The following is a 14849-nucleotide window of genomic DNA, read 5'->3' as shown; positions in this document are numbered from 1 at the left end:
TTTAACATTTTAAGGTGCTATTTCCTGTTTTTAATAGGAAATAGCACCTTTTTTATTATCCTAATCGGCGTGTTTTTAAAGACTCAGCCCAACTGTGATGTTGACATCGGCTGCATTCTTGGTCGATTTTATTTAAAATTTTAGTTTCACCACATTTCATACATGAATAAAAAGTATTAAGTTTAAGTACATTAGCTCTGCGGTAGGCGTCAGGGAATAATGGTAGGCCCCATTTCACGTCCTCATCTTCAAAATAAAGCAGACTAAGAATACCATCAGACTCTAATAAAGCTGTTCTCACTTGTCCAAGATGCTCAACATGTTGTTGCCGCATTTCTGAGAAAAACTCATCATGAGAATATGATTGCTTTTGGAAATCTTTGTAGACTACAAGACCATCCTTAACAATACAAAGCGCTTTTCCTTCAAGTAAATCTTCAATTTTTTTATGCTTTACCATGCTCCATGTAGCAAATCGATAAAGAAAAAGAATAACGATAAACACAACAAAGGCATGTGCAATAGGTATATCCTCAGTAAACATCGGATCGCCAGCTGCTGACCCTAAACATAAAATGATTGCGAGTTCAAAAAGGGAGAGCTGACGTACACCTCGTTTACCAGATAATCTTAAAAAACTAATAATGATGATAAACATCACGGTACATCGAACTAAAACTTCTAAAACAAAGTTCCAGGTTGTATCACCTATAAATATATTAATAAAATCCATTTTTCACCTTTCTCCTTATTAAAATTTTGAGAGAAATCCTTATAAAATTCTTAACAAATTAGAAAATAAAAAAATATACTTTTTAGGTAGTTATTGGTTAAAAGAGTGAAGCATATGTGACTTTTTATAAATTTTATTCGTAACTAATTCTGTGTGAATAAACTTAAGATAGTTAGTCTAATTATGTGCTGTACTATTCAAAAATAGATCTATTAATAGGTGATGCTATTCCCAAAAGGGAAGGCAGTATTAAAAGATATATCAACAAAGACATTCTTATTAGGTAGATTAGATTTAATAATGATGCAAGCTATAAAAATAACTGATATTAAGATTTAAAAAAATAGTTTAATGACAACAAGGAGTATAAGGAATCTCATCTAGACGTTTTTGAAAAACTTGAGGATCCATAACATTTTTATACATTTGTTGATATGTTTTTTTGTGATCTTCAATGTTGTGATAATCAATAACTTCTTGGAGTTTATCTTTATATTCTATATGACCAGCATGGAACATTGCTGCATAATGTCCCCATAAAGCATATTGATATCGCAAAGCAGCTTTAGGAATTAAATTTATCTCATTTAAATAACTATTCGCGGTTTTTTCATAACATGCTTTTATTTCATGAGCATCTTTCTTCATTTTACTTAGGAAAATACATTGCATCTCTTGTAGCTTTGAACTATCTGTTTTAGCAAGTATTTTTTCGGTAACAATATATGCTTCATTAAGACAACCTAAATGTACAAGTATTTTGCGTTTAGTTTTTAAAATATTTAGATTGTTCTCGTTAGAAGGTATCTTTTTCAATAAGTTTTTAAATCTTAAGTGAGCAGTTGTTTGATCTTGTTCCGTGTTTAATTTATAAATAATTTCATTATATTCATATATATAATTATTATTTGATTTGTGTTGATTCTGATTGTCCTTCGTATTAATTATTTTTGAAGGACTATCGTCAGTATGGTTGTTACAAGCGCTCAAACCTAAGCTTACTAAAGAAAATGCTAAAACTTTATGCACTACAACTTGTACCTTTTATTCTCTCTTAAGAGGTTTGAGAAGAATAATAAAATATAAAAGAAAATACTGTTTAGTTTATTATTATTTGAGTTAATCATAAAACTATTGCATAACATTTTATTGGCTAATTGAAAGAGCAATAAATTTAAAAGATGTGATGACCAAACAAGGTTTGAAGAGAGTGAAAATATATAAGTGATTAGAACCATTGATAATTTAATTTAAACAAATAGGAATAATTATTAATATATTGTTGATAACAATTATCATTCATGTTAATTTTTGTGCCGACTTTTGCTGCTGTGTAACAAGGACCAAAGTAGCAAAAGGCTAAGGAATCTCGCACAGCACATTGGTTATTATGGAATTTTCTTATGTACACTCCGCCCTTTAGAAAAGCGTTTACATCTCATCCGTTAGCACTTGCTATGGCTTTAACTGCTCCTTCAATTGTTTATGCTGATGAGATAAATGGAACAGCCACTTTAGAAACGATAAAAGTACAAGCAGAAGAAGATTTCGCTGTTACCGAAGGTTCGGGCAGCTATACAGCAAAAAGCACAAATACTTCTACAAAATTAAATTTATCTCTTCGTGAAACACCACAGTCGGTGAAGGTTTTAACCCGTGAATATTTAGATGATCGGAAAATCGATTCTTTTCAAGATTTAATGAACAATATTACGGGTGTTTCGACTTCACGTACTGATGAGCGTCAGAAAGTTTATGCACGTGGTTTTGAGGTAGATTATTACTTAATAGATGGAATACCGAGCACGATTAATTTAGGTACAGGGGACCTTGATTTAGATATTTATGATCGCGTCGAGGTGGTGAAAGGTGCTAATGGCTTAACCACAGGTGCGGGCAATCCAGCGATGGCGCTGAACATGATTCGCAAACATGCAAACTCAAAAGAACTTAGTGGTAATGTCAGTACATCATTAGGCTCATGGAACTCTTGGAGTAGTTCGGCAGATATTTCTGCACCGCTTAATGTTGATGGTTCATTGCGTGGACGTATGTTTGTGAAGCATTCTGATGAAAATTCATTTATGGATTTTTATGAGAAAGAACGGAATGTATTTTATGGTGCCCTTGATTATGATCTGAGCGATAAAACAAGTATGTCGCTTGGAGCTACTTATCAAGAATTGCATCGTGATGGTATCCGCTGGGGTGGTACACCTGCGTTTTATACTGATGGGACCCGTACCAATTTTTCTAGAAGCTTAACAGTAAGTGCGCCTTGGACATATTGGGATGTGAATACAACGGCAGTGTTTGCAAACTTAAAACAGAATTTGTTTGGTGATGTTAATTTAAATATTGCTTATACCTTCCGCAAAGAAGATACGGACTCAATGTTGTTATATACAGCTGGAAGAGTAGACAAGGCAACCAACACCAGTCCATTAGAAAATCCAAATGATAATTCTGAGAATAAAACTGATTATGTTTCTGTATATGGCGCAAAAGCTGCCAGTGAAGAAAACAATATTGATGTTTTTATTAATGCCCCATTTATGCTTTTTAATCGCCCACAAGAAATCATTATTGGTGGATCTTGGAATAAGAATGAAAAGACCAAAGATCTTTCTGGTGGTTCTAATGCAAACAAAGAGATTGAAAAATATTTAGGTGGCCCGCTTAACTATAATGATATAGCGCAAGAATTACTTCAGCCACTGGTACTAAATACTAGAGGTGCACTCAATGAAACCACACAAACTGCTGCATATATTGCGGGTAAATTTCAAATTCTCGATCCTTTGAAAATTATTGCTGGTGCACGTTTATCTAACTGGGAATACAAGTCTGAAAATGATAAAGGTAACCGTGAATTTAACAATGAATTAGCACCATATATTGGCGCTATTTATGATTTTGCCCAAGATCATTCTGTCTATGCGAGTTATACAGAAATTTTCAAACCTCAAGATCGTAAAGATGTAAATGATCAATATATTGACCCGATTAAAGGTAAGAGTTATGAGACTGGCTTAAAAAGTGAGTGGTTTGGAGGGCGTTTAAATACAGCATTGTCAGTATTTCGAATAGAGCAGTCTAATTTTGCTGAATTGATACCTGGAGTATTTATTGTCCGTAATGGTACACAAACTACAGAACAGGCCTATCGTGCTGTAGATGGGGTTGAAAGTAAAGGCTTTGAGTTTGAAGCTGATGGGGAAATTAACGATAATTGGGCTGTTAATTTCGGTATTGCTAATTTTGAAGCAAAAGATGCAAAGGGTACGAAGGTTAATACGACAAACTCTCGAACAACTTCAAATTTATTTGTTAAGTACAAACTTAATCAGTGGAGTGCAGGACTTGGCTTAAATTATAAGAGTAAATACTATACGGGTAGTGGAAGCTCTCGCATTGAGCAAGATGCTTATGTTTTAGCAAGTGCGATGCTTGGCTATCAAGTAGATAAAAATATTAAACTTCAATTTAACATCGATAATATTTTTGATGAGAAATATTATGAAGGTATTGGTGAAAACTCAATGAACTGGGGAACACCACGAAATGCAACGCTGAGTGTTCGTTATAATTTTTGATACAGACATACTCATAAGTAACCGATTTATAAAAGCCCTCAAAAGAGGGCTTTTTGGTGCGTAGATTGATTTATAAGCAGTTGTACTTATAAATATTATTTCCCTTTCAAATTCCATTCATTTTTGACAAAATGAAACATGTCACAATGGTCAATTAAAGTAATATGCCCATTAATAATTTTGCTTAAATTTTTGCAGGAATTTCGCATGCTACTTCTTAATTACTATACAATACAATCTCTTAACGAAAGTTTTTAATTAAAAATCTTAATGATATGTTAGAAGTATTTCGATCCACTTCAAGCAAACTGATATTGCTACTGGTTATTGTTTTAGTAGCCATACTGCAATATCAATTTTGGTTAGGTGAGGGTGGCTATCTCCCTCATCAAGCTCTCATGCAACAAATTCAGCAACAAGCTGAAGTAAATGAAGAGCTTAAAGAACGAAACCGTATTTTGGCAGCAGAGGTTTTTGACCTGAAAAATGGTACAGAAGCAATAGAAGAACATGCTCGCCTTGATCTTGGTTTAGTGAAACCACATGAGACATTTGTTCAAATGAGTACCATCAGTACCCATTACAAGCCTATTTATATTGACCCGAACGCTAAAGTTGATTTGGAAACGAATGAGACACCTGCATCCCCAGATATCCCAGACTAAATTGTGGGCAGTAATTCCCGCTGCAGGGTCAGGAAGTCGATTTTCTAAAACTGAATTGAAACAGTATCAATATATTCAGAATACGACTGTTTTAGAACATACTGTTCGGCGCATAAGTCAACTTCCATTAAATGGTTATGTTCTGGCAATTGGTACCCAAGATACCTTTGCTCAGACTCTCGCATTTCAAAATATAGATAAGGCCCATTTTTGTATGGGTGGGGCAGAACGAGTCCATTCAGTATTAAACGCATTAAATCATCTTTTAACTTTTGCTGACGAAAATGATTGGGTGCTTGTGCATGATGCAGCACGGCCTTGTGTAACAATTGAATGTTTAAATGCCCTTGTCGAACAAGTAATTAAATCAAATCATAGTGCTATCTTAGCGATTCCTGTTCGTGATACGTTAAAGCAGGTTAGGGTAGATAATTATATTAATAAGACGGTAAGTCGGGAGTCATTGTGGCAAGCTCAAACTCCTCAAATTGCTAAAATTGGGAAGCTCAAAAAGGCAATTGAATACGCTTTAGAAAATAATATTGCTATTACCGACGAGGCAAGTGCACTCGAATATATGGGTGAAACTGTGCAGGTTGTGATGGGGCGTTCTGATAATATTAAAATTACTTATCCTGATGATTTAGAACTTGCACGTTTAATTTTACAATCACAGTCTTAAGATAAAAATCGAATAAAAAGTTGTAGTTTTAAGTGTAAAATAGCCTAAGTAAATATTTCATTTCTATATATCTATTTATAAGAATTAATGTTTTTTTACATCCCAAGTCTATAAGATTAGTTGAGTAATTTACTTAGATAATGTTCGATCATCGAACAAAATATATTTATAGCGAACAAAACTGTGTCTAGCTTACTAGATCAAAATACGAAAATTATCAAAAATGTTTAAAAGGGAAATCTAAGGGAAACACTCGGGATTGAGTGAAATATTTATCTATTCTTCTCGCCTCAGTGTGCCTAACTCTCTTACCTATCTCTTCTTCAATGAGCACAATGGAGTTGTCTAATGATTGACAAAAGTAAGTCCTCACTAAGCGAGGTTCTATCGCAGATTAAAGATGGTGCAACCATTCTGATTGGTGGTTTCGGTACCGCAGGACAACCCGCTGAACTCATTGATGGTCTTATTGAACTCGGTGTTAAAGATTTAACCATTGTCAGCAACAATGCCGGTAATGGCGATTATGGTCTGGCGAAATTGCTGAAAGCAGGCTCAGTTAAAAAAGTGATTTGTTCTTTCCCACGTCAGTCAGATTCTTATGTATTTGATGAACTGTACCGTGCTGGAAAGGTCGAGCTTGAAGTGGTCCCGCAAGGTAATCTGGCGTGTCGTATTCAGGCAGCAGGTATGGGCCTAGGCGCTGTGTTTACCCCAACAGGCTTTGGAACACTTTTAGCCGAAGGCAAAGAAACCCGCGAAATTGATGGTAAAGACTATGTGCTTGAGTATCCGATTAAAGCTGACTTTGCCCTGATTAAAGCTTACAAGGGCGACCGCTGGGGCAATCTGGTTTACCGTAAATCTGCACGTAACTTTGGCCCAATCATGGCCATGGCTGCTGATGTCACCATTGCTCAGGTTTCTGAAGTGGTTGAACTCGGTGGATTAGACCCGGAACACATCATCACCCCAGGTATTTTTGTACAGCACGTTGTACAAGTAGCGCCAGCACAGTAAGCAATAAGGAGAAATAACATGAGCTACCAGAAACTCAGCCGTGACCAGATTGCAAAACGTGTGGCGCAAGATATTCCAGATGGCGCCTATGTGAACCTAGGCATTGGTTTACCAACCAAGATTGCCAGCTACTTACCTAACGATAAAGATATTTTTCTTCATTCTGAAAATGGCCTGTTGGCTTTTGGCCCGCCACCGGCGGCAGGTGAAGAAGACCCAGAACTGATTAATGCGGGTAAAGAGTTTGTGACCATGCTTGAAGGTGGTAGCTTTTTCCACCATGGCGACTCGTTTGCGATGATGCGTGGTGGTCACCTTGATATTGCGGTACTTGGTGCATTTCAGGTTGCTGCGAATGGCGACTTGGCGAACTGGCACACGGGTGCACCCGATGCGATTCCTGCTGTAGGTGGTGCGATGGATTTAGCGGTTGGTGCCAAGAAAGTATTTATCACCACAGATCATGTGACCAAGCAAGGTGAGCCGAAGATTGTGGCTGAGCTGAGCTATCCGGTTACAGGTAAAAAATGTGTTGACCGCATTTACACGGACCTGTGTGTGATTGACGTGACTAAAGATGGTTTAAAGGTGATTGAAAAAGTTGAAGGTCTTAGCTTTGATGATTTACAGGCTTTGACTGGTGCAACTTTGATTGATGCGACTCAAGGGTAAGGAAGTAGGGAAATGACATTAAAAAACGCTTATATCATCGATGCCATCCGTACTCCATTTGGCCGTTATGCAGGTGGTCTTGCACCTGTCCGTGCCGATGACCTTGGTGCTGTGCCGATCAAAGCTCTCATGCAACGTAACCCGAATGTAGATTGGGAACAGGTCGATGATGTGATCTATGGCTGTGCCAATCAAGCCGGTGAAGATAACCGTAATGTCGGTCGTATGTCAGCACTTCTTGCAGGTTTACCGTATCAGGTTCCAGCAACCACCATTAACCGTTTGTGTGGTTCTTCACTCGATGCGATTGCCATTGCTGCCCGTGCTATTAAAGCCGGTGAAGCAAACTTGGTGATTGCAGGTGGTGTAGAAAGCATGAGCCGTGCACCCTATGTGATGGGTAAGTCAGACAGTGCTTTTGGCCGTAGCCAGAAGATTGAAGATACCACTATGGGGTGGCGTTTCATTAACCCGAAACTTAAAGAATTGTATGGTGTAGACACCATGCCCCAGACTGCCGAAAACGTGGCTGAACAGTTTAACGTGAATCGTGCAGATCAGGACCAGTTTGCCTTGGTGAGCCAACAACGCACCGCAAGCGCGCAAGCCAAAGGCTTTTTTTCTAAAGAAATCGTGGCAGTTGAAATCCCTCAGCGTAAGGGCGATGCTGTTGTGATTGATACCGATGAGCATCCACGTGCATCGACCACCCTTGAAGCTTTAAGCAAACTTAAACCTGTGGTTAAAGCAGATGGCACAGTTACTGCGGGTAATGCTTCAGGCATCAACGATGGTGCAGCAGCTCTACTGATTGCTTCTGATGAGGCAGTTCAAGCTTACAATCTAAAACCACGTGCCAAGATCATTGCTTCAACAGCAGTGGGTGTAGAACCCCGCATTATGGGTTTTGCTCCGGCACCAGCCATTAAAAAATTACTTAAACAAGCCAACCTGACTTTAGAGCAGATGGATGTAATTGAGCTAAATGAAGCGTTTGCTGCACAGGCTTTAGCCGTGACCCGTGATTTAGGCTTGCCAGATGATAGCAACAAGGTAAATCCAAACGGTGGTGCAATTGCATTGGGTCATCCACTTGGTGCATCAGGTGCACGCCTCGTGACTACAGCCTTAAACCAGCTTGAACAAACGGATGGTCGTTATGCCTTGTGTTCAATGTGTATTGGTGTGGGGCAAGGCATCGCATTGATTATTGAGAGAGTCTAATCATGAGCCAGTTATATGCCAGCTTGTTTTACCAAAAAGACGTCACTGACATCTTTAGTGACTCATCTTTAATCAAATACATGATTCAAGTTGAAGTTGCCTTAGCTCAAGCACAGGCACAAGTTGGTGTGATTCCTCAAAATGCGGCTAATACAATTGCCCAAGTAGCTGAGCAGGCATTAGAAAAGTTTGACTTTTCAGCTTTGGCTGTCGCAACTGGCTTAGCTGGAAATATCGCAATTCCATTTGTAAAACAGCTTACAGCAATTGTTAAAGATGTTGATGAAGATGCTTCACGTTATGTGCATTGGGGTGCAACGAGTCAGGATATTTTAGACACAGCTTGTATTTTGCAATGTCGTGATGCGTTGAACATTGTGGAAGCTCAACTTCAACAATGCTATGCGACTGCATTACAGCAAGCCAAGCAATATCGCCATCAAGTCATGATTGGGCGTACATGGTTACAGCAAGCTTTACCCATTACTTTGGGGTATAAACTTGCTCGTTGGGCTTCTGCATTTAAACGTGATTTAGACCGTATTCAAGCTATGAAGTCACGTGTACTGACTGCTCAGTTAGGTGGTGCTGTGGGTTCATTAGCTTCTTTGCAAGATCAAGGTTCACTTGTGGTTAATGCATTTGCGAAGCAACTGAATCTGACTGTACCGACAAGCACATGGCATGGTGAGCGTGATCGTATTGTAGAAATTGCAAGTGTGCTTGGCATGATTGTCGGGAATACGGGCAAGATGGCACGGGATTGGTCACTCATGATGCAAACTGAAATTGCAGAGTTGTTTGAGCCAACCGCAAAGGGTCGTGGTGGTTCATCGACCATGCCTCATAAGCGTAATCCAGTTGCGGCAGCATCCGTATTAGCCGCGGCGAATCGTGTACCGGCACTTATGTCTAGCATCTATCAAAGTATGGTGCAGGAACATGAGCGTAGCTTAGGTGCATGGCATGCAGAATGGTTAGCAGTTCCAGAAATCTTTCAACTTTGTGCTGGAGCATTAAGTCGTACTGGTGAAGTTTTACAAGGTTTCGAAGTGAATGCTGAGCATATGCAACAGAACCTTGACTGTACCAACGGGCTGATTATGGCCGAAGCTGTGATGATGGCACTTGCTCCAAAAATTGGACGTTTAAATGCTCATCATGTTGTTGAAGCAGCTTGTAAAACAGCCGTGGCTCAAAACAAGCATTTGTTTGATGTTGTTAGCCAACTAGACGAAGTGAAAGGACAGTTTAGCCAAGCAGAAATACAAGATATTTTCAAACCAGAAAACTATTTAGGCAATATTCAGCAACAGATTGATGCAGTTTTGCAAGAAGCACAAGGAGAGTCAAAGTGAAACAGACTATTAGCAATCGCCAAGGAAAACAGTTAGCTGTTTATACCGACGGCTTAAAAGACGCTCCTGTGCTTGTATTTTCTAATTCATTAGGCACAGACCGTGGTATGTGGCAGTCACAGGTAAGTGAATTAAAAAGTCATTTTAATGTCATTACATACGACACACGTGGTCATGGTGAAAGTGATGTAATTAGTGATACCACATTGCAAAACTTAGCTGAAGATGTGGTTGATATTTTAGATGCCTTGAGTGTTGAAAAAGCTCATTTTTGTGGCATTTCAATGGGTGGAATTACTGGGCTTTGGTTGGGTATTCATCATCCAGAGCGCTTTTTAAGTATTACTGTTGCGAACTCGGCAGCCAAAATTGGTCAGGCGGAGGCTTGGTTGAGTCGTGCTGATTCTGTGGAGCAGAATGGTTTAGCTGAGTTGGTTAAAACCACGCATACTCGCTGGTTCAGTGAAAACTTCGACTATCAACATAACGTGGTTGCACAAACGACGATTCAAAGTCTTGCAAACACACCGGCACAAGGTTATGCGAATGCATGTCGTGCTTTAGCGTATGCCGATTTAAGAGATGAAATTGCACAAATTCAAATTCCGGTACTACTGGTTGCGGGGACAGAAGATCCAGTAACTACAGTAGCAGATGCTGAGTTTATGCAACGCGCTATCAACAATAGTCAGATTGCTAAATTGGAAGCATCTCATCTTTCTAATATTGAGCAACCGCAAAGATTTACTCAGGAATTGACTAGGTTTATTCAGCAAATCTAATAGCTTAGTGATTTAAAAGGAATTGGCCTTAAGGAGGCAAATATGGCGTCTCAGGATTACGCTGCACCAAATAAAAGTATCGATGCTCAAGCATTAATTAATGATGCTCCACTCAGTAAATATCAATGGATGATCGCAATTATCTGTTTTTTAATTATTTTTACTGATGGTATTGATACTGCTGCAATGGGTTTTATTGCTCCAGCTTTGGCACAAGACTGGGGTGTTGATCGCTCTCAGTTAGGTCCAGTGATGAGTGCTGCACTTGGTGGAATGATTATTGGAGCTTTAGTTTCTGGTCCGACAGCTGACCGTTTTGGTCGAAAAATCGTTTTAGCTTTTTCGATGCTTGTATTTGGTGGGTTCACCTTGGCATCTGCTTATGCAACCAACTTAGATAGCCTTGTCGTTTTACGCTTTTTGACAGGTATTGGTTTGGGTGCAGCGATGCCAAATGCCACTACATTATTTTCTGAATACTGCCCAACACGTATTCGTTCATTACTCGTGACCTGTATGTTCTGTGGTTATAACTTAGGTATGGCAACCGGTGGTTTTATCAGTAGTTGGCTGATCCCGACTTATGGTTGGCACAGTCTATTTTTACTTGGTGGCTGGTCACCTTTGATCTTAATGATTTTAGTGATTTTAGTTTTACCTGAGTCTTACCGCTTTTTAATTGTGAAAGGTAAGAATCCTGAAAAAGTACGCAAAATCTTAAATCATATCGCACCAACTCAAGTTCAAAATGCGACTGCGTTTCACGTACCTGAAGAGAAAACTGAAACAGCTCAAAAGAAAAATGTCTTTGGAATTATGTTTTCTAAACCATATGCGAAAGGAACGCTTTTGCTTTGGTTGACCTATTTCATGGGACTCGTGGTTGTTTACTTGCTTACCAGCTGGTTGCCAACGCTTATGCGTGAAACAGGTGCCTCAATGGAGCGTGCTGCATTTATCGGTGGATTGTTCCAGTTCGGTGGTGTGGTGAGTGCATTGTTTATTGGTTGGGCGATGGACAAATTCAACCCGAATCGAGTGATTGCTATTTTCTACTTTGCAGCAGGTCTATTTGCGATTGCTGTTGGTCAAAGCTTAGGAAACTCAACATTACTTGCTGTATTGGTGCTTTGTGCGGGTATCGCAATTAACGGCGCGCAATCTTCAATGCCTGCGTTAAGCGCTCGTTTCTATCCAACGCAGTGCCGTGCAACTGGCGTGTCTTGGATGACTGGTATTGGACGCTTCGGTGCGGTATTTGGTGCTTGGATTGGTGCTGTACTACTCGGCAATGATTGGTCGTTTACCGCCATTCTTAGTTTATTACTAATTCCAGCGACTGCTGCGGCTGTTGCTGTATTTGTTAAATCAATTGTTGCGCATACCGATGCAACTTAATAGAGGTCTATCACAATGAATGATGAACAACGCTATAAACAAGGCATTGAGGTGCGGACTGAAGTTTTGGGTGAAAAGCATGTTGGTCGGTCTTTGCAAAATCTGAATGACTTTAACCAAGATTTTCAAAATTTTATTAGCCGTTATGCATGGGGTGAGGTGTGGTCTCGTCCAGGCTTACCGCGTCATACACGTAGTTTAGTCACTATCGCGATTTTATTGGCGCTTGGTCGTGAAGACGAACTACGCATGCATTTACGTGCTTGCTTTAACAATGGCGTAACTAAAGAAGATTTAAAAGAGCTGATCTTACACAGTTCACTCTATGCAGGTTTACCTGCTGCAAACGCTGCAATGCATATGGCTGAAGAAGTCTTTAAAGAGTTGGGGATAGAAGTAAACCCAATTGCAGCGAAAGAACAGGATTAAGGAGATAAAGATGTCACAACATAGCTGGGGTGCCTACGCCCAACGTAATACAGATGATCATCCACCAGCGTATACGCCAGGTTATAAAACAAGTGTATTACGTTCGCCAAAAAATGCATTGATCTCAATTAATGAGACTTTAACTGAAGTTACTGCACCACATTTTTCTTCAAATCTATTTGGCCCAAAAGATAACGATTTGATTTTGAACTATGCCAAAGATGGTTTGCCAATTGGTGAGCGTGTCATTGTTCATGGCTATGTTCGTGACCAATTTGGTCGTCCTGTAAAAAATGCACTTCTAGAAGTATGGCAGGCCAACGCTTCTGGTCGTTACCGTCATCCAAACGACAAGTTTATTGGTGCAATGGATCCTAACTTTGGTGGTTGTGGTCGTACCTTAACTGATGAAAACGGTTTCTATATTTTCCGTACCATTAAACCGGGTCCATACCCATGGCGTAACCGTATTAATGAATGGCGTCCTGCACATATTCATTTCTCTTTAATTGCTGATGGTTGGGCTCAGCGCCTAATTTCGCAGTTTTATTTTGAAGGCGATACGCTCATTGACACTTGCCCGATTTTAAAAACGATTCCTTCTGAAGATCAACGTCGTGCCTTGATTGCACTAGAAGATAAAAACAACTTTATCGAAGCTGATAGTCGTTGTTACCGTTTTGACATCACTTTACGTGGCCGTCGAGCGACTTACTTCGAAAACGAATTGACTTAATCGGGAGCACGAGCATGAATAATTGGAATTTTCAGGAACTAAAAGAAACTCCATCTCAAACAGGTGGACCTTACGTTCACATTGGCTTATTGCCACAACAAGCAAATATTGAAGTGTTTAAAAACAACTTTAATAACCAGTTAGTACAAGATCAGACCAAAGGTGAGCGTATTCGTCTTGAAGGCCAAGTGTTTGACGGGTTGGGTTTACCGCTACGCGATGTGCTGATCGAGATTTGGCAAGCTGATGCGAACGGTATTTATCCAAGTCAGGCAGATACGCGTGAGCAAAAAGCTGACCCAGCATTTCAAGGTTGGGGCCGTACAGGTGCCGATTTTGAAACAGGCGTTTGGAGTTTCAATACGATTAAACCGGGCGCGACAGCAGGCCGTAAAGGTTCAACTCAAGCACCTCATATTGCATTAGTCATTTTCGCTCGCGGTATTAACTTAGGTCTTCATACACGTGTTTATTTTGAAGATGAAGCTGAAGCAAATGCTAACGACCCAATTCTAAATAGCATTGAATGGGCACCACGTCGCCAAACACTTATTGCAAAACGTTTTGAAGAAAATGGTGAAGTTGTTTACCGCTTTGATATTCGTATTCAAGGTGATGAGGAAACTGTATTTTTTGATATTTAAGAAACACCTAAGGCTACACCTGATTATTCAAGGATACGTGTAGCCTTTTTAAGGATGAACGATATGAACATGAAAACATTATTAAGCCTAAGTTTGCTTGCACTCCCATTTTTTACTGCACAGGTGAATGCTGAACCTGTTGCTTTAGCTGCTCAAACACAACCTGCCGCTACAGCCGTTAAAACGATTGTTCCGATTACCGCAAAAACCAAAGAACAAGCTTTGGCACAAGCTCAAGTCATTGCAAATACAGCAGATGCTGATTTGGCAGAGTTTCGTATCGATTTACTTAGTTTTGCGAGTGATACAAAACAAGTGATTGCTTTGGGGCATGAGTTAAAAAAGATTTTAGGCAATAAGCCAATGATCGCCACAATTCGTACCAAAAACGAAGGCGGCCAGCTTGAAATTAGTGATGTGGATTATGGTAAGACTTATCAAGCTTACTTAAAGAATCCGTTCATGGACTGGTTAGATGTTGAAATGTTCCGTGATCAAAAAGTAGTTTCAGAAATTGTTCAAAAAGCACATCAAAAGAAAGTGCTGATTGTCATGTCTAATCATGACTTCCAAAAAACACCAAGCCAAGATGAAATTGAAAAACGCTTATTAAAACAAGATCAAATGGGTGCAGATATTCTCAAAATTGCCGTAATGCCAAAATCTAAACAAGACGTTTTTACTTTAATGAACGCAACTTTAAAAGTAAGTCAGCAAACAACTAAACCTTTATTGACGATGTCAATGGGGCAACTAGGTACGATTTCTCGTGTTGCGACTGCCAACATGGGCGGAAGTTATAGCTTTGGCATGATTGGTCAGGCTTCTGCACCGGGTCAAATTGATGTGACTAAGCTCAAACAGATTTTACAAACCGTTCAACCAACAAACCCATAAATCATAAGGATAT

Annotated in this window: 15 protein-coding genes; 13 read left to right on the top strand and 2 right to left on the bottom strand. The window is 39.5% G+C overall.

Annotated features, from left to right (window positions below):
- Positions 1 to 55 precede the first annotated feature (55 nt).
- Together RMA94_RS14895 and RMA94_RS14890 are read right to left on the bottom strand one after the other, a co-directional pair.
- A complete protein-coding gene (locus tag RMA94_RS14895; RefSeq protein WP_068557086.1) occupies positions 56 to 733 on the bottom strand; it encodes a DUF421 domain-containing protein in 678 nt (225 codons plus the stop codon).
- 348 nt (positions 734 to 1081) lie between these two features.
- Positions 1082 to 1762 (bottom strand): hypothetical protein, encoded by a 681-nt coding sequence (locus RMA94_RS14890; RefSeq protein ID WP_311083663.1) that lies wholly within the window; start codon positions 1760 to 1762, stop codon positions 1082 to 1084.
- 374 nt (positions 1763 to 2136) lie between these two features.
- On the opposite strand from RMA94_RS14890, the gene RMA94_RS14885 reads away from it, so the two are divergent.
- From RMA94_RS14885 to aroD, 13 genes are all read left to right on the top strand, one after another.
- On the top strand, positions 2137 to 4329 hold the full coding sequence (locus RMA94_RS14885; protein WP_347745706.1) for a TonB-dependent siderophore receptor: 2193 nt from the start codon (positions 2137 to 2139) through the stop codon (positions 4327 to 4329).
- 275 nt (positions 4330 to 4604) lie between these two features.
- Positions 4605 to 4994 (top strand): cell division protein FtsB, encoded by a 390-nt coding sequence (gene ftsB, locus RMA94_RS14880; protein WP_005069056.1) that lies wholly within the window; start codon positions 4605 to 4607, stop codon positions 4992 to 4994.
- Entirely contained in the window at positions 4960 to 5676 is a 717-nt protein-coding gene (gene ispD, locus RMA94_RS14875) for a 2-C-methyl-D-erythritol 4-phosphate cytidylyltransferase (protein WP_032036311.1), read from the top strand. Before ftsB ends, ispD begins: the two co-directional genes overlap by 35 nt.
- A 348-nt stretch (positions 5677 to 6024) precedes the next feature.
- Positions 6025 to 6696 carry a 3-oxoacid CoA-transferase subunit A gene (locus tag RMA94_RS14870; protein WP_017386040.1) on the top strand — a complete coding sequence of 224 codons (672 nt, stop codon included), beginning with the start codon at positions 6025 to 6027 and terminating at the stop codon, positions 6694 to 6696.
- Positions 6697 to 6714: 18 nt separating this feature from the next.
- Positions 6715 to 7368: a 3-oxoacid CoA-transferase subunit B gene (locus RMA94_RS14865; RefSeq protein ID WP_119685088.1), complete on the top strand. Its 654-nt coding sequence runs from the start codon at positions 6715 to 6717 to the stop codon at positions 7366 to 7368.
- Between the two features lie 12 nt (positions 7369 to 7380).
- Positions 7381 to 8592 carry a 3-oxoadipyl-CoA thiolase gene (pcaF, locus tag RMA94_RS14860; protein WP_311083659.1) on the top strand — a complete coding sequence of 404 codons (1212 nt, stop codon included), beginning with the start codon at positions 7381 to 7383 and terminating at the stop codon, positions 8590 to 8592.
- A gap of 2 nt (positions 8593 to 8594) precedes the next feature.
- A complete protein-coding gene (locus RMA94_RS14855) occupies positions 8595 to 9950 on the top strand; it encodes a 3-carboxy-cis,cis-muconate cycloisomerase (RefSeq protein WP_311083657.1) in 1356 nt (451 codons plus the stop codon).
- A complete protein-coding gene (gene pcaD, locus RMA94_RS14850) occupies positions 9947 to 10732 on the top strand; it encodes a 3-oxoadipate enol-lactonase (protein ID WP_017386044.1) in 786 nt (261 codons plus the stop codon). Before RMA94_RS14855 ends, pcaD begins: the two co-directional genes overlap by 4 nt.
- A gap of 42 nt (positions 10733 to 10774) precedes the next feature.
- The gene (locus RMA94_RS14845) at positions 10775 to 12130 is read left to right on the top strand and encodes an MFS transporter (RefSeq protein WP_005069068.1); all 1356 of its coding nucleotides are present in this window, start codon (positions 10775 to 10777) and stop codon (positions 12128 to 12130) included.
- Between the two features lie 15 nt (positions 12131 to 12145).
- Complete coding sequence (gene pcaC, locus RMA94_RS14840; RefSeq protein ID WP_000997505.1) at positions 12146 to 12559, top strand: 4-carboxymuconolactone decarboxylase; 414 nt, start codon at positions 12146 to 12148, stop codon at positions 12557 to 12559.
- A gap of 10 nt (positions 12560 to 12569) precedes the next feature.
- Positions 12570 to 13295, top strand: coding sequence for a protocatechuate 3,4-dioxygenase subunit beta (pcaH, locus tag RMA94_RS14835; RefSeq protein WP_000077913.1), 726 nt, complete (start codon positions 12570 to 12572; stop codon positions 13293 to 13295).
- A gap of 14 nt (positions 13296 to 13309) precedes the next feature.
- Positions 13310 to 13939 carry a protocatechuate 3,4-dioxygenase subunit alpha gene (gene pcaG, locus RMA94_RS14830; protein ID WP_311083653.1) on the top strand — a complete coding sequence of 210 codons (630 nt, stop codon included), beginning with the start codon at positions 13310 to 13312 and terminating at the stop codon, positions 13937 to 13939.
- 69 nt (positions 13940 to 14008) lie between these two features.
- Positions 14009 to 14836: a type I 3-dehydroquinate dehydratase gene (aroD, locus tag RMA94_RS14825; protein WP_075383137.1), complete on the top strand. Its 828-nt coding sequence runs from the start codon at positions 14009 to 14011 to the stop codon at positions 14834 to 14836.
- The last annotated feature ends 13 nt before the right edge of the window (positions 14837 to 14849 follow it).

It is taken from the genome of Acinetobacter sp. V115_6 (assembly GCF_031799025.1).
GTDB lineage: Bacteria > Pseudomonadota > Gammaproteobacteria > Pseudomonadales > Moraxellaceae > Acinetobacter > Acinetobacter pittii.
The sequence above is the reverse complement of the archived record's forward strand: the minus strand, read 5'-3'. Positions and strand labels throughout refer to the sequence as shown.

Bases quoted from the DNA above. Each gene is read 5' to 3' on its own strand.
- ispD (WP_032036311.1), top strand. From the start codon at position 4,960: ATGAGACACCTGCATCCCCAGATATCCCAGACTAAATTGTGGGCAGTA.
- RMA94_RS14885 (WP_347745706.1), top strand. From the start codon at position 2,137: ATGTACACTCCGCCCTTTAGAAAAGCGTTTACATCTCATCCGTTAGCA.
- RMA94_RS14855 (WP_311083657.1), top strand. From the start codon at position 8,595: ATGAGCCAGTTATATGCCAGCTTGTTTTACCAAAAAGACGTCACTGAC.
- RMA94_RS14870 (WP_017386040.1), top strand. From the start codon at position 6,025: ATGATTGACAAAAGTAAGTCCTCACTAAGCGAGGTTCTATCGCAGATT.
- RMA94_RS14845 (WP_005069068.1), top strand. From the start codon at position 10,775: ATGGCGTCTCAGGATTACGCTGCACCAAATAAAAGTATCGATGCTCAA.
- aroD (WP_075383137.1), top strand. From the start codon at position 14,009: ATGAAAACATTATTAAGCCTAAGTTTGCTTGCACTCCCATTTTTTACT.
- RMA94_RS14865 (WP_119685088.1), top strand. From the start codon at position 6,715: ATGAGCTACCAGAAACTCAGCCGTGACCAGATTGCAAAACGTGTGGCG.
- pcaC (WP_000997505.1), top strand. From the start codon at position 12,146: ATGAATGATGAACAACGCTATAAACAAGGCATTGAGGTGCGGACTGAA.
- pcaF (WP_311083659.1), top strand. From the start codon at position 7,381: ATGACATTAAAAAACGCTTATATCATCGATGCCATCCGTACTCCATTT.
- pcaH (WP_000077913.1), top strand. From the start codon at position 12,570: ATGTCACAACATAGCTGGGGTGCCTACGCCCAACGTAATACAGATGAT.
- ftsB (WP_005069056.1), top strand. From the start codon at position 4,605: ATGTTAGAAGTATTTCGATCCACTTCAAGCAAACTGATATTGCTACTG.
- RMA94_RS14895 (WP_068557086.1), bottom strand. From the start codon at position 733: ATGGATTTTATTAATATATTTATAGGTGATACAACCTGGAACTTTGTT.
- pcaG (WP_311083653.1), top strand. From the start codon at position 13,310: ATGAATAATTGGAATTTTCAGGAACTAAAAGAAACTCCATCTCAAACA.